This window comes from Methylibium sp., from assembly GCF_035762065.1.
GTDB lineage: Bacteria > Pseudomonadota > Gammaproteobacteria > Burkholderiales > Burkholderiaceae_C > Methylibium.
In genome coordinates, this window is record NZ_DASTPW010000043.1 from 83,842 (window position 1) to 101,954 (window position 18,113).

Genomic DNA, 18,113 nt, shown 5'->3' on the forward strand with positions numbered 1-18,113 from the left:
CGCCCCACTCGAGGGACGACTGCAAGCGGCTCGCGTCAGAACTTCAGGCGCGCTCCGACGAAGAACGAACGCTTCGCGCCGGGCGCGACGAACAGCGCGTCGGCCTCGTCGCCGGCATAGGCACCGGTGGGCGTGAACACCGTCTCGGCAAGCGCGCCGAAGGTTTCGTAGCGCTTGTCGAAGACGTTGTTGACGTTGGCGAACAGCTCCACGTTCGCCGTCGCCTTCCAGGCGGCGCGCAGGTTCACCAGCGTGTAGCCGGGGATCTTCAGGCGGCGGGCCTCGGGCGCTTCGCCGTCTTCCGGGTCTTCGAGCAGGCCGTCTTCGTTGCCCGAGACGGTGCGGCTTGCGACCGCCTGCAGGTCCGCGCCGACGCTGAAGCCGGCGCCGATGCGCCAGTCGCCCGCCAGCTTCAGCGTGTGGCGCGGCAGGCCGGCGATGCGGGTGCCGGGCGTGATCGTCACGTTGCGCTCGCCCTGGCGCAGCACGCCGTCGGCCTCGTAGGTGGCTTGCAGGAAGCTGTAGCCCACGCCCAGGTCGAGCGGCCCGCGCGTCAGCGCGAACTCGGCATCGAGGCCCTGGTTGCGCGTTTTCGGGAAGTTGGCGAAGTAGCCGAGCTGGCCGGTGACGCTGGTGCTGCGGAACAGGATGTCGTCGCGGTTGTCGGTGCGGTAAAGCGCGAGGTTGACCCGCATGCCCTCGGCCAGCGGCCAGCGCGCTCCGGCCTCGACGGTGGTCGACTTCACCTGCTTCAAGTACGGGTCGGCCTGCAGGCCGGAAGGCAGTCGGCAGGGTTCCTCCGGGTCGGCGCAGCCGAGCTCGATGACGGTCGGCACGCGCGTGTTGCGCGCGAGGTTCGCGTAGAGCGTCGGCGTGCGCGTGGAGGCGCCGAGCCGGTGCGCGAGGCCGATCGCCGGGTTGACGCTGTTGTAGGTGAAGCGCTCGTTCGGCTTGGCTTCGAGCACGTCGGTGTCGTCGTCGCGCGTGGTGAGCTGGTTGCTCACGGTCGAGCGGTTGTAGCGCGCGGTCGCGGTGAGATGCGTCTGCCCGGTGAGCGACCACGTGTCGGTGACGAACAGCCCGAAGCTCGTGGTCTTGCCTTCGACGTTGGCCGACAGCTCCGCCTCCTCGCCCTCATCGGCGATCACGCCGCGCTCCGGCGTGAAGAAGCCCTCCCGCTCGAGCTGGCGGTAGCGCACCTTCGCGGTGTCCACCGACGCACCCACCTGCCACTGGTGCGCGCCGCTCTTGCGCGCATAGCTGAGGCCGGCGCCGTAGCCCGTCTGGCGCGTGCCGGTCGTGTTGAAGGCGGCGTTCGGGTCGTCGGCATCCACCGGTTCCTCCTCGGCCTCGTCGCCGTTGAGGGTGTCGCGCGTGCTGCGGCGCACGTAGACGAGCGCGGCGATCGAGCCGTTCGCGTCGAGCGCGTGCTGGAAGTTGAAGGCGACCTGGCCGAGCTTGTTCTCGGTCTCGTCGGGGAAGGTGTAGACGGCTTCGCGCCGCGAGACGTAGAGGTCGGGCGCCAGCTCGGTGTCGTCGATCGTGTAGGCCGGCAGCAGCCCGTTGCCGACGAGCTTGCTGCGCCCGCCGAGCACGCCGAGGCTCCAGCTGGTGCTGCCGTCGTCGTGGCCGATCTTCGCGAAGACCTGGCCGAGCTTGCCTTCGGAGGCGTCGCGCCAGCCGTCCTCGCGGAATCCCGACGCGGCGACGAAGCTGTGCCAGCCCGCATCGCTGCTCGTGCCGTAGCTCGCATCGACGCGCCGGCGGCCGAAGCTGCCGGCCTGCACCTCGGCGCGTACGCCGCGCGCGCTGCGGCCGTCGAGCGTGGTGTACGACAGCGCGCCGCCGAGCGAATTGAGGCCGAAGGCGGGGTTCGCGCCGGGCACCAGCGAGATCGTGCCGATCGCGAACTCGGGCACCAGGTCGAAATTGACGACGTCGCCGAAGGGCTCGTTGATCCGCACGCCGTCGAGGAACACCGACAGCCCCTGTCCCGCGCCGAGCAGCGGCGAGGCACGGAAGCCGCGGTAGGTGAGGTCGCCCTGGTAGGGGCTGCCCTGGATGTCGTTGATCTGCACGCCCGGCACGCGGCGGTTCAGGTAGTCCACCTGCGTCTGCCCTTGCGCGTCGTCGAGCTGGCCGCGGCGGATCACCTGCGTGGAGTAGGGCAGCAGATCGCGGTCGATCCCCTGGCCGGGCAGCGGCGAGACGCCGATCACCTCGACGCGATCGAGCTGCGTCGCGCCGGCCGCGGTGTTGGCCGCGGCTTGCGCCGCCGCGTCCCCGTGGCCCGCGAAGCCGGCGACCGCGAGCGCCGCCGCACTTGCCAGTGCATGCAGACTCGGCCATCGTGATGCGCTGGGCGGCAGGCCGGCACGCGGTGAGGGGTGCGCGCGGCACGGGCCGCGCCGCAGGGAAACAAGCCGGCTCGCGGCCGGTGCGCAGGGTGAATCGAACGCCATGGTGGGGATCTCGTCTCTCGTCGTTATGGGTCTGCGGCGCCTCGTCGGCCGTCTCTCGCGGTGCGGGGCGCGGGCGATTTTGTGAGGTCGATCTCGGTGGACTCGACGGGAAAGCCTCCCGACCTCGGCCCGGCCGGCCCCGGAGAAACACCGAGCGCGCCGGCCCCTGCGGCAGCCGCGAAGGCGCCGATGGACCTGCCCGGCGCGGTCATGCGCGGCGCGCTCGCGGTCGTCGCGCTCGCGCTGCTGCTCGGCCTGCTGCTGGGCCTGTGGCGCGCACGCGCCGACATGGGCGACGAGCTGGCCGGCGCGATCGCGCTCGCGCGCAGCAGCGCGCTGCTGGCCTCGGCGCACGAGCTCGACGACGCCGCGCTGATCGCGGCCTTGCGCGCGTCGCTCGAACGCGCGCCGGCGAGCGGCGACTCGGCGCCGCGCGAAGGCTCGCGGCACCTGACGCTGCGGCTGGTCGATGCGCAAGGGCGCGTGCGGCTCGCGCTCGCCGACCCGGTGCCGCGCGACGACGGCCTCGCCGCGCTGGCGGCGCTGGCCGACCGGTTGTTCCCGCCGCCGCCCGACCGCAGCGTGCGCATCGCGCTGCCGCGGCCCGACGGCAGCACCTGGCAGGCGCAGTGGACCGCTTCGCACGACTACGAACAGCGCGAGGCCTCGGCGCAGCTGATCGAATCGATGCTGCTGCTGGCCGGCTGCAGCGGCCTCCTGCTGCTGGTGATGCGCTGGCGCATGCAGCGCGCGTTCCGGCCGCTCGCGCCGCTGCTCGCGGCGATCGAGCGCGTCGAGCGGCATGACCGCCGCGCGCTGCGCGCGTTGCCGACGATGCCGGTGCGCGAGCTGGAGGCGATCGCCGGCGCGCTGCGCCACCTGGGCGGCGCGCTCGACGAGGCCGAGGCGCAGCGCCGCCAGCTCGCCGCGCAGGTGCACACGCTGCAGGAGGACGAGCGCAGCCGCCTCGCGCGCGAGCTGCACGACGAGCTCGGCCAGCACCTCACCGCGTTGCGCGTCGACGCCGCCTGGCTCGAACGCCGGCTCGCCGACGAGCCCGAGCTGCGTGCCGTGGTCGCCGGCATGAGCGAGCAGTGCGGCCGCGTGCAGGCCGAGGTGCGTGCGCTGCTCGGCCGGCTGCGTCCGCTGGGCGAAGCCGGCCTGCTCGGCTCGGCGCCGAGCGGCGGCGCGCCGGCCTTCGAAAGCGCCGAGCGGCTGCGCGGGTTGCTGGAAGCGCTCGTCGCCGCGTGGGCGCAGTCGCCGGGGCAGTCCACCCGCTTCGAGCTGCGGTTCGAGCTCGACGATGCCGTCGCGAAGCTGCCGCTGCCGCGCGAGCTGGTGCTGTGCGTCTACCGCATCAGCCAGGAGGCGCTGACCAACGTGGCGCGCCATGCGCAGGCGCGCGAGGCGCGGCTCGCGGTGCGCATCGCCGGCGCGGCGGGCGAGGGCGGCGCGGCGCGGATCGCATGGCAGGTCGAGGACGACGGCCGCGGCTTCGACGGCGCGCGTGCCGGCCCGCGCGGCAACGGCCTGGCCGGCATCCGCGAACGCATCTGGGCGGCCGGCGGCGATCTGGTGATCGAGCCCTGCCGCGCCGGGCGGCTCGACGCCGGCCACTGGCCCGGGCTGCGGCTGCGCGCCACGCTGGCCATTCCCGTGCCCGCGCGCGGCGCCCTCGAAAGCCCGTCGCCTGCGGCTGCGTGCGCCGCGCCGACGACCACGACGACCACGACGACCTCGACCTCATGAACCCTCGATTCCCCGAGGCCCCGCTGCGCAGCCGCACGCTGCGCGTCGCGTTGGCCGACGACCATGCCGTGGTGCGCGCCGGCTACCGACGGCTGCTCGAGCTGGAGCCCGACATCGCCGTCGTCGCCGAGTTCGGCGACGCCGATGCGGCCTATTCGGCGCTCACCGTGGCGTCGGCGTCATCGGCGCCGGCGGCCGACCTGCTGGTGCTCGACCTTTCGATGCCCGGGCGCAGCGGGCTCGACCTGCTGAGCCGCCTGGCCGCGCGCCTGCCCGAGCTGCCGGTGCTGGTGTTCACAATGCACGACAGCGCCGCGATGCTCGACCAGTGCCTGCGCGCCGGCGCGGCCGGCTTCGTCACCAAGAGCAGCGCGCCGGAGGTGCTGGTCGATGCGGTGCGGCGCGCGGCGCGCGGCGAGATCGCCTTGTCGCCCGACATGGTCGCGCTCGCGTCCGCCGCCGCGCGCGCGCCCGGCCAGCCCCCGCACACCCGGCTCTCCAGCCGCGAGTTCGACATCCTCCAGCAACTGATCGCCGGCCGCAGCGTCGAGGAGATCGCGCAGACGTTGCGGCTCTCGGCGAAGACCGTCGCCAACTACCAGACCGGCATCCGCCACACCCTGGGCGTGGGCAGCGCGGTCGAGCTGCTGCGCTATGCGAAGGAGCAGGGCCTGATCGACGGGTACTGAAGAAGCAGCGGCCTCGCGAGCCGGGGCAAGCGAGCAGCCGCCGCGCATCCGGCTCCGCCGGTCCGCCGGCGGCCCCCTCGAGGCGGAGCGGCGAAGCCGCAACGCGGGTGGGTCACTTCAAGCCGAGCTTGAACGCGATCATCGCGCGCAGCTTGGTCGGCGCGACCGGCTTGATCAGCAGGTGGAAGTCGTGCGCCGCGGCCTCGTCCTCGTGGCCGCCGATGGTGCTGCCGGTGACCACGATCGCCGGCACCGGCGGCGCGGCGAAGGCCGCGCGCAGCGCGGCCAGCGCGTCGAGGCCGGTGCGGCCCTCGGGCAGGCGGTAGTCGACGATCGCGAGGTCCGGCTTCGTGGCCGCCGGCCCGGCGAGCCAGGCTTCGAGGCGCGCGGCCGTCTCGAAGCTCTGCACCGCGGCGCCCCAGCCGGTGAGCAGCAGGCTCAGGCCTTCGCGCACCGCGGCTTCGTCCTCGACGACGACGATGCGGCGATGCTCGAGCGTCAGCCCGAGCACCGGCTTTGCGGCGATCGGCGCCGGCGCGAGGCTCGGTGGCGGCGGCTTGCCCTGCGGCAGCGACACGGTGAACACCGTGCCGCGCCCCGGCTCGGAGGCGAGCGACAGCGGCGCGTCCGTCAACAGCGCGAGCCGGCGCACGATCGCGAGGCCCAGGCCCAGGCCCTTGGCCTGATGCGCATCGAGCGGGGCGTCCGCACCGCCGCCTTGCACTTGGTAGAACTCGTCGAACACCCGCGGCTGCTCGGCCTTCGGGATGCCCACGCCGGTGTCCCAGACCTGGATCAGCACGCGACCCGCGCGCACCCGAGCGCCCACCAGGATGCCGCCGTCGCGCGTGTAGCGGATCGCGTTGCTGACGAGGTTGCGCACGATGCGGTCGACCAGCACCGGGTCGCCGAACACGTGCCGGTGGTGGCCGCGAAAACGCAGCGCCAGGCCCTTCTCGAAAGCCGTCGGCTCGTACTGCAGCGCGAGCCGGCGGAACAGCTCGCGCAGCGAGAAGTCGACCGGCCTCGGCTCGACGCCGCCGGTGTCGATCTTGGTGATGTCGAGCAGCTCGCCGAACAGGCCTTCGAGCGCGTCGACCGAGGCGTCGATGCTGCCGACGAGGTGCAGCACCTCGGCGTTGCCGCCGCCGCTGCCGCCGGGCTGCGGCGCGCTGAGCTTCGCGCGCAGCGCCTCGGCGAACAGCCCCATCGCATGCAGCGGCTGGCGCAGGTCGTGGCTCGCGGCGGCGAAGAACTGCGTCTTCGCGCGGTTCGCGGTCTCGGCGACCTGCCGGGCTTCGTCGGCGATCTGCTTCTCGACCTTGAGCTGCGCGGCGAGCCGCTCGTTGCGCACCTTCAGCACGATCGCGCGCTCGAACACGCGGCGGTAGGTCCAGGCGAGCGCGAGCGCCATCATGTAGCTGACGATCAGCAGCACGGTCAGCGCGATGCGGTCCGCATCGCCGCTCAGCAGCACCCGCGCGATCAGCGGCACGAAGCACAGCGACAGGAAGCCGATGAAGACGCGGTAGGTCCACGCCAGCAGCTGGATCGCGCCCACGCAGTAGCTGTAGATCAGCAGCATCACCGTCGCCTGCTGCGCGGTGCGGCCGAGGCCGTAGAACAACCAGGCCGCGAGGCCCCAGACCGCCGCGGCCGCCAGTGCGCCCGCGCACCAGCGTGCGAGCCAGGCGCTGGCCTCGGCGTTGCGCCGCGCATGCGGCGTGCGCGCGTACCAGCGCACGATCCCCCAGCGCGCCAGCCACACCAGCGCGAAGCTCGCGCTCCACGCCACGAGCTGCGCGCGCGGCGCGACGCCCGCGAAGATCGCCACCAGCAGCACGCCGCCGAGCAGGTAGGCCCACAGCGCCGGCGAGGCTTGGCCGTAGATGCTGCGCACCACGTCGGGCCGCAGCTCGGCCGCGTCGATGCGCTCGCCGACGGCGGCGGCGTCGCGCCTCGGCGCGAGGACCGCCGGCGACGGCAGGGCGTTCATCGGCCCGGGCTCACGGCGCGGCGCCGGTGCCGCTCAGCGCGCCGGCCGCTGCCACGAAGGGAGGCTTCCGCCCGACTGCTGCTGCATCTGGCCAACCGCGAGCACCGCCTGCGTGCGCGTGCTGACGTTCAGCGCGCGCAGCACCGCGGCGACGTGGTCCTTCACCGTCTCGACCGAGACGTTCAGGTCACGCGCGATCAGCTTGTTCGGCTTGCCCTGCAGCAACAGCGCGAGCACGTCGGTCTGGCGCGGCGTCAAGCCCAGGCCGGCGAGCGTCGGAGGTTTCTGGAAGCCGCCCTGGCTCGCGTGGTGGCCGACCGCGTGGGAGGCCAGCGACGGGTTCATCGGCCGCGGGTTGGTCGTGCCGCCGGTCGAGTCCATGCTCATCGGCGGCACGTAGATCCCGCCGGACATCACCAGCCGCAGCGCTTCGAGCAGCGTCTCGTTGCTCGCGCGCTTGGGCACGAAGCCCATCGCGCCCATGTCGATCGAGCGGATCACGTCGCTGGTGCGGTCGCTGGCCGACACCACGACGATCGGCAGCGCGGGATAGGTGTTGCGCAGCTCGCCGAGGAGCTCGAAACCGTCGGCGTCGCCGAGCTGCAGGTCGAGCAGCGCGAGGTCGAAGTCGGCATCGGCCGCGAGGCTCGTGCGCGCCGCGGCGGCGGTCTCGACACCCTTGACTTCCACGTTCTCGCCGAAGCCCTGCACCACGGCCTTCAGCGCCGAAAGGATCAATGGGTGATCGTCGATCAGCAGCACCTTCATCGCCGTGTTCCTCCTGAATGTTGTAGTGGCGGCGATGGTAGCGATGGGGGGTGTTTCGAGGCTCCCTAAGACGATCGGCGCGGCGGGCCGAAGCGCGCGCTAAACGTAGCGCCGCGTCACCGACTCCGCCACGCACACCGGCTTGGTCGCGCCCTCGCGTTCGATGCTCGCCTCGACCACCATCTGCGCGCCGCCGGCGATCGCGTCGAAGGCCAACAGCTTGAAGTGCGCGCGCAGCCGGCTGCCCGCCGGGACGACGTCGGTGAAGCGCACGCGGTTCAGGCCGTAGTTGATGCCCATCTTCGTGTCGGCGATTTCGAAGGCGGTGTCGAAGAACGCAGGCAGCAGCGACAGCGTGAGGAAGCCGTGCGCGATGGTCGTGCCGAAGGGGCCGGCGGCCGCGCGTTCCGCATCGACGTGCAGCCACTGGTGGTCGAGCGTCGCATCGGCGAAGCGCTCGATCATCGATGGATCGACGGTGATCCAGTCGCTCCTGCCCAGGCTCTCGCCGACGCGGTCGTGCAGCTCGGCGAGCCTTTCGAAGCGCAGCTTCACGCGGCGGCGCCTTCGAGGTTGCGCGCCGGGCGGGCCGCACGGTCGCCGCCGGCCCAGCGCAGGATCGGCTGCCACTGTTCGAGATCCTTCTCGACACGGCTCGGCGCAACGTCCCACAGCGTCAGCCCGCGCGCGGCCAGGTGCACGTAGTTCTGCGTGTCGCGCAGCGCGCCCAGCAGCGGCACGCCCAGCGTCGCGAGGAAGCTCTGCAGCTGGCCGGCCGAGATGCTGCCCTCGCGCACCCGGTTGCCGACCACCGCGACCTCGACGCCCGCGTGCCGGCGCCGCGCCACCAGGTCGGCGATGAAGGCCTGCGTCGCGTAGATGTCGAAGATGCTCGGCTGCAGCGGCACCAGCACGTGCTCGGCGATCTTCATCACCTCGTCGAGCTTCCTGCCGTGCAGGCCGGCGGGGGTGTCGAGCACCACGTGCGTCGTGCCCTTCGGCGGCTTGGCGATCGCGTCGGCGCTCACGTCCCAGTTGCGGATGGCGGGCACGCCTTCGGGCCGCAGCTTCAGCCAGGTGCGCGACGACTGCTGGCGGTCGATGTCGCCGAGCATCACCGCGTGGCCCTGGCGCGCCAACGCGCCTGCAAGGTTGGTCGCGAGCGTCGACTTGCCGACACCGCCCTTGGGATTGGCGACCACGAAGACAGGCATGGCTTGCTCCTTGCAGGACCGCTCGGCGGCGCATTCACGGCCGGGCCGGAGAATGCGCGCCGGATGTTAGCGGGCACCTCGCCGCGGCGGCAGGTGCCGCGCGGCGCATGCCGGCTCGATGTGAAGGATCGTCATGGCCCGTGTCCTGGTGCTCTGCGCCCACCCCGATCTGCGCCAGTCGCGCGTGAACCGCGCGCTGTTGAAGGCGGCCCGCGAGGTCGCCGCCGGCCCCGCCGGCGCCAACAGCGTGGAGGTGCGCGACCTGTACGCGCTCTATCCCGACTACGTCATCGACGTGCCCGCCGAGCAGGAGCACGCGGCGCGCGCCGATCTCATCGTCTGGCAGCACCCGGTGCACTGGTACGCGATGCCGCCGCTGATGAAGCTGTGGCTCGACGACGTGCTCGCGCTCGGCTGGGCCTACGGCGCGAACGGCACGGCCCTGAAGGGCAAGGATCTCTGGCTCGTGCTCTCGACCGGGGGCTCCGAAGCCGCCTACCGACCCGACGGCTACAACCGCTATTTCTTCGACGCCTTCCTGCCGCCCTGCGAGCAGACGGCCGCGCTGTGCGGCCTGCGCTTCCTGCCGCCGCTGGTGCTGCACGGCGCGCACACGGCCACGCCGGAGGCCGTCGGCGATCACGTCGCGCGCTTCGTCGAGCATCTGCGCAGCTACCCGGCCTGGCCCGAAATGGACGACGTGCTGAACTGCCCGGCCTGCGTGGTGCCGGCGAACGAGCGGCCGAGCGACGCGGTGATGGCCGAGGAGGTGACGCCGTGAGCGGCGAGCGGCGAGGGTCTCCCGAGCGCGAACTCCCCCGCGGGGGGACGGGCCGCAGGCCCGAGGGGGCTTTCATGAGCGTCGAGGCCGCGAGCGTCTCGCCTTGGCTCACCAGCAGCCTGATCTTCCTCGGCGCCGCGGTCGTCGTCGTGCCGCTGTCGAAGGCGCTGGGGCTCGGATCGATCATCGGCTACCTCGCCGCCGGCCTGCTGATCGGGCCCTTCGGGCTCGGCCTTGTCAGCGACCCGCAGACGATCCTCCACTTCGCCGAGTTCGGCGTCGTGCTGATGCTCTTTCTCGTCGGCCTGGAGCTGGAGCCGCGCCGGCTGTGGTCGATGCGCCGGCCGATCTTCGGCTGGGGCAGCGTGCAGCTGTTTGGCTCGGCGGCGCTGATGACCGGCGTGGCGGTCGCCCTCGGCGTCGACTGGCGCCTCGCGCTCGTCGCCTCGCTCGGCCTGGCCGACTCGTCGACCGCCACCGGCCTTGGCATCGCGCAGGAGCGCAACCTGCTGGGCACCTCGTCGGGCCGCAGCATGCTCAGCGTGATGCTGCTGCAGGACGTGGCGGTGATCCCGATCCTCGCGCTGCTGCCGCTGCTGGCCGTCGGCGCGGTGCAGCAGCAGGGCGGCGGCTGGCTCGCCGGCGCGCAGGCGCTCGGCGCGGTCGTCGCCATCGTGCTCGGCGGGCGCCTGCTGCTGCGCCCGCTGCTGCGCTGGATCGCCCGCAGCCGCACGCCCGAGATCTTCACCGCCGCGTCGCTGCTGCTGGTGGTGGGCGTCGCGGCGCTGATGCAGTGGGTGGGGCTGTCGATGGCGCTCGGCGCCTTCCTCGGCGGCGTGCTGCTCGCCGAGAGCGAATACAAGCGCGAGCTGGAAACCGACCTCGAGCCCTTCAAGGGCCTGCTGCTCGGGCTGTTCTTCATCGCCATCGGCATGAGCATCGACTTCGACGTGGTGGCCGCGCAGCCGCTGGTCGTCGCCGCGATCGTCGCCGGCTTCCTGACGCTGAAGACCTTGGTGCTCGTGGCGATGGCCTATGCGGTCCCGGTGCCGGCGCGCGAGCGGCCGACCTACGTCGTGCTGCTCGCGCAAGGCGGCGAGGTCGGCTTCGTCGTCTTCCAGACGGCGGCCGGCACCGGCGTGATCGACGCGGCCTCGTCCTCGCTGCTGGTGGCGGCGATCGCGATCTCGATGCTGCTCACGCCGCTGGCGCTGATCGCCACCGACCGCTGGACCGCGGCGCGCGCCGCGCGCGAGGCCCGCACGCCGCGCATGAAGGAGATCGACGAGCCGCAGGACGCGCCGGTGATCGTCGCCGGCTTCGGCCGCTACGGCCAGATCGTCACGCGCCTGCTGGTGGCCAACGGCATCCAGCCGACGGTGCTGGAGCTGGACGCCGACGCCATCGACGTGCTGCGCCGCTTCGGCTTCACCGTCTACTACGGCGACGCGACCCGGCTCGACCTGTTGCGCACCGCGGGCGCCGAGAAGGCCAAGGTGCTGGTCGTCGCGATCGACGACGTCGAGCAAAGCCTCAAGGTCGTCGACCTCGCGCGCGAGCACTTCCCGCACCTGAAGGTCGTCGCCCGCGCGCGCAACGTGCAGCACTGGTACGAACTGCGCGAACGCGGCGTGCAGCACGCGGAGCGCGAGATCCTCGACAGCTCACTGCAGACCGCGCGCAGCGTGCTCGAACTGATGGGCTGGGAGCCGCACCGCGCGCGGACGCTGGCGATGCGGTTTCGCAAGCACAACGTCGATCAGCTGGAAGAGATGCTGCCGCACCGGAAGGATCAGGCGAAGGTGATTTCGATGGCGAAGGCGGGGCGGCAGCAGCTGGAGGAGTTGTTTGCGCAGGATCGGGCGGATCGGGAGGAGAGGCGGCGGGAGGGGTGGGGGGAGTAGGGCGTCGGTCGCGCGTGCCGAGGGGTGTTTTCGATGGTTGTTCATCGGCACATGGCATGCAGGCGCTGTGTGATCAGGCCCGCACGTTCGGGCTCGGCGATCAGGCCCGGCAGCACGTTCGCGAAATCCGGGTGGGTCAGCAGCCGATGAAAGGCCTCGGCCACCGCTTGCCGCAGTTCGACGGGGGCGGCGGCGATCTCTTCGACCAGTTCCTCGCGTCCATCGACGATGTTGAGCACGTCCTCGATGTCGTGGCTGCTCAGGAAGTCGCCGCCGCCACGGCCGGCGAAGGCCTCCAGCTTGGTCGCCACGAAAGCGACCGCGCTGATCAACCGGATGGAGACGCCCGGGCTCAGTTCCACCGGCTCGGCGGTCTCGACCGCATAGGGATACCAGCGGTTCGAGAAGCCGAGTACGTCGGGTTGCACCGGCATCAGATCGAAGAGCACGCCCGAATCCTTGTGCACCCAGCGGCAGATCACATCGCTGTGCATGTCGCGCGCGAACCCGCGCTGCGCCACCGCTTCTTCGATGCGATGGAAGCCTGCCCGGCTGACGTTCAGCACCGCATCCACGTCACGGGTGGCTCGAACGCTGTCGGCCAGCGGATCGGTCACCAGCAGGCCCGCCACGGCGCCGCCGACGAACACCATGGGCTCGCGCAGCTCGCCCAGCGCCTCGGCGATGCGGCGCAGGTAGGGCAGGTTCGGGTCATCCGCCCGCATCGGCCACCGCTGAATCAGCTCGCATCAGTTCGGCCTCCATCAGCTTGGCCGCCAGGCTGCGCTCGCGCGCCCGGCCGATGCGCAAGGCGTCCAACAGGGCGAGCAGGCGATGCAGCGCGGCGTCCGCCAACGCGGCTTGCGGTGCCGTGCGGTAGAGCGGTGAAAGCGTCGGCCCTTTGGCGCTGCCGTTCGGGTGGGCCCATACCGGCGCCTCCTTGGGCGTTGCCGTCAGCAGTTCCGCCAGCGGCTCGACAGCAAACGCAGTCGGCACGCCGCGCTTGACCGGCCCGGCCGTGGCCGGCCAGACGTAGCGCACGCCGTGCAACACGAACTCCAGCAGGTTCGGCCGCACCGGTGACCACTCCCCGCGCGAGGGTGCGACCGCCAAGCCCGATGCCACCGCACGCTTCACGCTCCCGTGCACTTCGGACGCGCTCATGGCAAGCGCTTCCCCAAGCGCGGCATAAGTCCAGCGCTGCGGCGGGTGGGCGGCCACCTTCAGCAGCACGAGGAGGTCTTGAGGCTTGAGGTCCATCTGCGGTCATTCGCTATTCGCGAATTGCGAATGTCGCTGATGGAGCAGCGGGTGGCAAGTCGCGAGTGATGGTGCTGCTGTGGCTTCCGTCGTTCTGCCAGCGGGAAGCAGTGGCCGCTCTGCAGCGGTTGTTGTCGTTGGCGGTCGGTGGATGCACTCACGCTCACCGCCATCAGGCGGTCGTTCGGCGCGCCGATCGGCGACAACACAAACGGCAGCTGTACGAGGCACTAAGGTCGTAGTGCACGCACAAGCCGGTCCGGATCGTCTCGGCAACCGTTTCTCGACCGCACGAACGGCACTCCCGACCAGTCGCCGTCGCTCAGCCGGCGAGCGTTCGATAGTTGCGCAGCGGCAGCGGACATCTACGGTCACCGTTAAGGACTTATTGGCAAAGTGGGCTGCTCAACTCATAGACGAGAGCGTCGGTACAGCGGGCCGCGTCCACACCGGGGGACAAAGGCGGTGCATCCCTGGATGACGAGCCCTACGAGCGAAGATAGTATCGGCGCATGCCCTATCCGATAGAGAAAAAGCTTGTGATTGCCGTGTCCAGTAGCGCGGTATTTGCCATGGATGACGCTAACTCTATTTTCGACAAGGAAGGCGTCGAGGCTTACAGAAACTACCAGCTTGCCCGATTAGACGAGCCATTTGGTCGAGGGGTCGCATTTCCATTTATTAGACGGCTCCTTCGCCTTAATGAGTTGTACCCTGACCAGATGCCCGTTGAGGTAGTAGTGCTTTCGAGGAATAGTGCGGACACTGGTCAACGATTCTTTCGGACCTGCAAGCACTATGGACTTGGAATCTCAAGGGGGGCATTCCTGGCCGGGCAGTCGCCGCACCACTACATCGGCGCGTTCAACGCATCACTCTTCTTGAGTGTTCAGCGCGGGGACGTAGTAGACGCGACGCTTCGTGGTTTTCCAGCTGGATTAGTCTTGCCAACAAAGCAAGAAGACGATGCTACAGATCATGAGCTCCGGATTGCCTTCGACTTTGATGGTGTGTTAGCCAATGACGAATCCGAACGTGTTTATGCCAAGCGAGATCACCTCGGCGACTTCCACGAGCACGAAGTGACTCACGCGCGTAGGCCACACGACCCAGGCCCGCTCAAGGACCTCTTTACAAAAATTGGGTTCTTTCAAAAGCTAGAGGCGCGCCGAACCCTTGAAGATCCGTCATATATACCAGCACTACGTGTCGCTATCGTCACGGCCAGGAACGCGCCGGCCAATGAGCGAATGATCACATCGCTTCACGAGTGGGGATTTGGAGCGGCCGAGCTCTTCCTGCTGGGAGGAATCGAGAAGAAGCGGGTACTAGACGTGCTCAAGCCGCACATCTTCTTCGACGACCAGCTTTCTCATCTAGAACCTGCCGCCGCAACAACGCCGTCGGTCCTTATCCCTTTTGGCATAAGGAACGAAGAACTGCACAGATCGGCAGTTCCCAGTGCAGACGATTTGAGTCTATATCGATGAAGCAGACCGCATATCGGGGGCTGGCTAGCCTAAATGTGGACTCTCGAGGCGGGCCGATTCTGGTCGAATGCAGGCCTAGGCTGCGGTAGCTTGCACGTTTGCGGCCTACCCTGTGAGAAATCATTTCTCTGGGAGGTGGTGTTGAAGAGATATGGAAGTCCGGCGTCACAAGAGGCACAATCGCGAAGGACGTGCGTGTTCCGCTCGACGAGATCGAGTTTCTTGTAGGTGAATTGATGACCCAGAACACACCAGTGCCGAAGCCGCGCCATAAGAACCCTAAGTTCAAACACGAAGCTCACTGTCATCAGTATTAGATGACTCAATGCAAGTCTTGCAGCGCAGACACGCTGAAAATTCCCCCGATTTCTTAGAGCAACCTACCGTAGGGCCGATTGCCATTGGTCGACATGGTGGCCAACTCGCCAAAGAGAAGAAAGACGTAGGCCCATGTCAACAACTCAGACAGAGATGTTCAGTCTCGGCAACTTGTACGTTGCCTACCGAAAAGCGAAGGCTGAGGCGTTCTATGAGAACACTCACTTTCACGCTCTCGCCTTCACGAAGTACGAGCAGGCGCTTGATGCAAACCTTCGAAAGCTCCGTGCCCGGCTGGTGACACGTAAGCCAGACTGGCAAGCCGACCTAAGCTTTCTCGGCGATCATGCGTATCTGCCAAAGTCTGTCGACTGCGGCCCATGGGACGCAAATGACGATGGCCATTTTCGGGCCCTCGATCCGCGGCAGGATTGGCAGCATCGCTTCAATGAGTCGGGTGAGCCCGCACGCGCGTCTCTCCGTTTGGTAATTAGACCGACTGTCGATTTTCAGATCATTTCTGCGCTGTGGATCATTTTTGTTGGACATTTGTTTGATGCCACACTTGATCGTAAGACTTCGTTCGGCAACCGCCTTCGAAGGTCTCACGGCCGGTCAAACGATGATCGAACCAAAGCGCCTAACGTTAATCTTTCGACACCAGGCCTGTTCGCACCGTATTTCTCGGCTTACCGAGATTGGAGGGAGAGAGGTCTTTCGTCAATGCAGAGTGCTCTTGAGGCAGGAGAGAGCATTCTGGCCATCACGATGGACATTGAGAAGTTCTACCACCGTGTCTCGCCGAAATTTCTGTTGAGGCCCAGGTTTCTAGAGTTTGTGCAACTGCATCTGTCGCCAACGGAGCGTCTTTTCACAGAGCGGCTCCTCGACGCGATGAATTCTTGGTATCGAAACACCCCAGATTTCGAAGTTCGCCCCCAGGGCGCCATCCCCGTTGGACTGTCCGCATCGAAGATCATCGCCAATGTTCTCTTGGCGGAATTTGATCAAACGGTAATCGCAAAGCTTGAGCCAATCTACTATGGCAGGTATGTTGACGACATCTTCTTGGTGCTGAAGGCCTCTGGCGACGACTACGGTGCTCAGCGCGTCACAGGTCGAATTGCGGAGACTCTTTCAACGCTGGTTAAAGTAAAAAAGAACGATGGTGGCCCTGGTTCACTCACTCTTCAGCTGCCGTACGCGAGGGATTCAGAACTCGTCTTCGCCAGTCCGAAGCAGAAAGTCTTCGCGCTTTCGTCTGCACATGGCTCCGATCTGGTGCATCACGTTCGAGATCAGATACGACAGCAGTCAAGCGAATACCGCCTTTTGCCGGCAGTCCCCGAGACCGGCATTGCGATGGCTTCGCGGGCTCTTCTTGCCACGCCAAACGCGGCCTTGCAGGCAGATGCGCTCAGAAAGGCGGATGTTGTCTCGGTGCGTCGACTCGGGTTTTCACTTCTGCTCAGTGACATTGAAACGTACGCCGCCGACTTACGTCCGAACTCATGGCGACCGATTCGTAAAGAGTTCTATGGACTCGTCAGTCGACATGTCGTTACCCCCAGCGGATTCTTTGAATTCGTTGGCTATATCCCGCGCGTCTTCGGCCTCATGCTAAGTTGCGGGGATGTGAAAGAGGCCAAGAGACTTATCACGGATATCTCGACGATCGCTGATCTGCTGCGTGCGACGACGACGCTCGGCCGGGTCGACAGCAAGCAGGCCTTCGAACTCTGCCTACAGCAGTACGCCAACGCGTTACTGCAAGCTGGACTGCAGGCCGCGACGCTACGGATCGTTGAACTAAGTTCAGGGTACCTGGGTGTACTTCGCAAACTGAAGGTGCTGAGTCGCGGCTTGAGGGTGCCGTCGACGGTTCGAGGGCTTGACACGCTGGTAAAGCAGGTACTGCTCGCTGATTGGGGTCGTCGACCGTATAAGGAGCACTGGTTTCAAGATCAGCATGCAGATGAGATTGGACCAAAGGTGCCGCGCGAGCTGGAGGTCCGTCGACAGTTGCGCCTTGGAGCGATACGCCGCTTTCGGCTGGAGGCGACTGATCTCAAAGTGCCGCATTGGCCCGCGCTGGCTTTCCCCACGCGACCTCTCCGCATTGACGAGATGGGCTTGGTGGCACCCGCTGTCCTGTCTGATCCGGCTCTCTTTCGGAATGTGATTCGATTTCTTCGGGGTGCGGAAGTTGTGTCCTCGCGATCCCTAGGCTTCGCCCCGAATGATGATGGGTCTCCAATCTCGAACTTCGTCGCACCTGGTAAGCCAAGAGAGCGCATTCGAATCGCCGTGACCAGCTTGGAAACAACCGATGCGCAATGGGAAGCTGCGGTACGGGGAAAGCAAGATCGTTCAGGGGCACGCTACGTGGCATTTAATGGGCTAGTCAATCGCATCCTGAAAGAGCCAAAGCGTCCCGACTATATCGTCATGCCGGAGCTGAGCATTCCTCTGCGCTGGGCGCTCCGAGCCGCGCGCAAGCTCGCAACCAATGGCGTGTCCCTGCTGGCCGGTGTTGAATACCATCGTGATCGAGTCACCCGGCGGATGCGAAACGATTGCCTCGTGTCATTGACCACCTTCTGGCCGGGATACGCAAGCAGCATCGTGGTACTCCAGCCGAAGTTTGAACCATCTCATGGCGAGCGCCTGCAGCTCAGAAAGCTGCTAGGCGGGAGTGACCGGCTCTTCAAGCCCACCGGAGCCAAAGCCCGTCCTACGGTATACGGACATTGCGGTTTCTTCTTCTCCCCGCTAATCTGCAGCGATCTCACGAACATCTCTCACCGGCGTGACTTAAGAGGCGAGGTCGATGCGTTATTCGTCTTGGAGTGGAACCCCGACACGAGAACGTTCGCGTCTCTCGTTGAGTCCGCCGCCAATGACTTGCACGCTTTTGTTGTACAGACCAACAACCGAAAATATGGCGACAGCCGAATTAGGGCCCCCGCCAGTCAAGGCTACGCAAGAGACGTTGTCCAGGTAAAGGGGGGCGTGAGTGACTACTACGTTCTCGGCGAGATTGACTACAAGCAACTTCGAGCCGAGCAACGCCGCAAGGTTAAGAACGCCCAATTCAAACCTGTCCCCATCGGCTATGTTATGTCGACGTTACGAAAGTAGTTGCGGCGCCGGATTTAAAGGTGGCACGTTAAGCCCGTGCACTACGCACGGACCACCTGATCAATGACACGTTCGGACCCCGCCGTATCTTCGACTGAACGTCGGCGTTCGACATTGATCGGCTGGCCTCCCAAATTGGTCAACGAACGCTTGCCGCAACTGCTGACGTTCAGTGCCTCAAGTCGACTGTCAGCACTCAGTCTTAAGCAGTCGTCCCACCATTAGGCCTAATCAATTGCTTACGACCCCTGCCACCCAAGCGTCCCCGCCTCCACCCCCACCGCCGCATCCGCGATCGCGACACGCAATCGAAATACGTTCCCGCCTACTCCCACGTCGCC

The 18,113-nt window shown here is 67.4% G+C and carries 13 protein-coding genes; 6 read left to right on the top strand and 7 right to left on the bottom strand.

Annotated features, from left to right (window positions below):
- Positions 1-35: 35 nt before the first annotated feature.
- Positions 36-2,462 (bottom strand): TonB-dependent receptor, encoded by a 2,427-nt coding sequence (locus tag VFR90_RS11880; RefSeq protein WP_326406347.1) that lies wholly within the window; start codon positions 2,460-2,462, stop codon positions 36-38.
- 189 nt (positions 2,463-2,651) lie between these two features.
- Here VFR90_RS11880 and VFR90_RS11885 point away from each other — a divergent pair, with 189 nt between their 5' ends.
- Entirely contained in the window at positions 2,652-4,211 is a 1,560-nt protein-coding gene (locus VFR90_RS11885; protein ID WP_326406348.1) for a histidine kinase, read from the top strand.
- Positions 4,208-4,900 carry a response regulator gene (locus tag VFR90_RS11890; protein ID WP_326406349.1) on the top strand — a complete coding sequence of 231 codons (693 nt, stop codon included), beginning with the start codon at positions 4,208-4,210 and terminating at the stop codon, positions 4,898-4,900. Before VFR90_RS11885 ends, VFR90_RS11890 begins: the two co-directional genes overlap by 4 nt.
- Positions 4,901-5,012: 112 nt before the next feature.
- Here VFR90_RS11890 and VFR90_RS11895 read toward each other — a convergent pair whose 3' ends face one another.
- The 4 genes from VFR90_RS11895 to VFR90_RS11910 form a co-directional block, all read right to left on the bottom strand.
- Positions 5,013-6,896: an ATP-binding response regulator gene (locus VFR90_RS11895; RefSeq protein ID WP_326406350.1), complete on the bottom strand. Its 1,884-nt coding sequence runs from the start codon at positions 6,894-6,896 to the stop codon at positions 5,013-5,015.
- A gap of 33 nt (positions 6,897-6,929) precedes the next feature.
- Positions 6,930-7,664, bottom strand: a complete 735-nt coding sequence (locus VFR90_RS11900) for a response regulator (RefSeq protein WP_326406351.1) — start codon at positions 7,662-7,664, stop codon at positions 6,930-6,932.
- 99 nt (positions 7,665-7,763) lie between these two features.
- Entirely contained in the window at positions 7,764-8,219 is a 456-nt protein-coding gene (locus VFR90_RS11905; protein ID WP_326406352.1) for a MaoC family dehydratase, read from the bottom strand.
- Complete coding sequence (locus VFR90_RS11910; protein WP_326406353.1) at positions 8,216-8,878, bottom strand: nucleotide-binding protein; 663 nt, start codon at positions 8,876-8,878, stop codon at positions 8,216-8,218. The genes VFR90_RS11905 and VFR90_RS11910 overlap by 4 nt, the downstream gene beginning before the upstream one ends.
- Before the next feature lie 133 nt (positions 8,879-9,011).
- On the opposite strand from VFR90_RS11910, the gene kefF reads away from it, so the two are divergent.
- Positions 9,012-9,659 carry a glutathione-regulated potassium-efflux system oxidoreductase KefF gene (gene kefF, locus VFR90_RS11915; RefSeq protein ID WP_326406354.1) on the top strand — a complete coding sequence of 216 codons (648 nt, stop codon included), beginning with the start codon at positions 9,012-9,014 and terminating at the stop codon, positions 9,657-9,659.
- A 74-nt stretch (positions 9,660-9,733) separates the two neighbouring features.
- A complete protein-coding gene (kefC, locus tag VFR90_RS11920; RefSeq protein ID WP_326406355.1) occupies positions 9,734-11,563 on the top strand; it encodes a glutathione-regulated potassium-efflux system protein KefC in 1,830 nt (609 codons plus the stop codon).
- Positions 11,564-11,604: 41 nt separating this feature from the next.
- Here the strand turns inward: kefC and VFR90_RS11925 are convergent, their stop codons facing one another.
- Both VFR90_RS11925 and VFR90_RS11930 read right to left on the bottom strand, forming a co-directional pair.
- Positions 11,605-12,216: a hypothetical protein gene (locus tag VFR90_RS11925; protein WP_326406356.1), complete on the bottom strand. Its 612-nt coding sequence runs from the start codon at positions 12,214-12,216 to the stop codon at positions 11,605-11,607.
- A gap of 58 nt (positions 12,217-12,274) precedes the next feature.
- Positions 12,275-12,823: a hypothetical protein gene (locus VFR90_RS11930; RefSeq protein ID WP_326406357.1), complete on the bottom strand. Its 549-nt coding sequence runs from the start codon at positions 12,821-12,823 to the stop codon at positions 12,275-12,277.
- Between the two features lie 512 nt (positions 12,824-13,335).
- On the opposite strand from VFR90_RS11930, the gene VFR90_RS11935 reads away from it, so the two are divergent.
- Both VFR90_RS11935 and VFR90_RS11940 read left to right on the top strand, forming a co-directional pair.
- Positions 13,336-14,313 (top strand): 5'-nucleotidase, encoded by a 978-nt coding sequence (locus tag VFR90_RS11935; protein ID WP_326406358.1) that lies wholly within the window; start codon positions 13,336-13,338, stop codon positions 14,311-14,313.
- A gap of 471 nt (positions 14,314-14,784) precedes the next feature.
- The gene (locus tag VFR90_RS11940; RefSeq protein ID WP_326406359.1) at positions 14,785-17,772 is read left to right on the top strand and encodes an RNA-directed DNA polymerase; all 2,988 of its coding nucleotides are present in this window, start codon (positions 14,785-14,787) and stop codon (positions 17,770-17,772) included.
- Positions 17,773-18,113: the final 341 nt, after the last annotated feature.

Bases quoted from the DNA above. Each gene is read 5' to 3' on its own strand.
- VFR90_RS11880 (WP_326406347.1), bottom strand. From the start codon at position 2,462: ATGGCGTTCGATTCACCCTGCGCACCGGCCGCGAGCCGGCTTGTTTCC.
- VFR90_RS11885 (WP_326406348.1), top strand. From the start codon at position 2,652: ATGGACCTGCCCGGCGCGGTCATGCGCGGCGCGCTCGCGGTCGTCGCG.
- VFR90_RS11890 (WP_326406349.1), top strand. From the start codon at position 4,208: ATGAACCCTCGATTCCCCGAGGCCCCGCTGCGCAGCCGCACGCTGCGC.
- VFR90_RS11895 (WP_326406350.1), bottom strand. From the start codon at position 6,896: ATGAACGCCCTGCCGTCGCCGGCGGTCCTCGCGCCGAGGCGCGACGCC.
- VFR90_RS11900 (WP_326406351.1), bottom strand. From the start codon at position 7,664: ATGAAGGTGCTGCTGATCGACGATCACCCATTGATCCTTTCGGCGCTG.
- VFR90_RS11910 (WP_326406353.1), bottom strand. From the start codon at position 8,878: ATGCCTGTCTTCGTGGTCGCCAATCCCAAGGGCGGTGTCGGCAAGTCG.
- kefF (WP_326406354.1), top strand. From the start codon at position 9,012: ATGGCCCGTGTCCTGGTGCTCTGCGCCCACCCCGATCTGCGCCAGTCG.
- kefC (WP_326406355.1), top strand. From the start codon at position 9,734: ATGAGCGTCGAGGCCGCGAGCGTCTCGCCTTGGCTCACCAGCAGCCTG.
- VFR90_RS11925 (WP_326406356.1), bottom strand. From the start codon at position 12,216: ATGGTGTTCGTCGGCGGCGCCGTGGCGGGCCTGCTGGTGACCGATCCG.
- VFR90_RS11930 (WP_326406357.1), bottom strand. From the start codon at position 12,823: ATGGACCTCAAGCCTCAAGACCTCCTCGTGCTGCTGAAGGTGGCCGCC.
- VFR90_RS11935 (WP_326406358.1), top strand. From the start codon at position 13,336: ATGCCCTATCCGATAGAGAAAAAGCTTGTGATTGCCGTGTCCAGTAGC.
- VFR90_RS11940 (WP_326406359.1), top strand. From the start codon at position 14,785: ATGTTCAGTCTCGGCAACTTGTACGTTGCCTACCGAAAAGCGAAGGCT.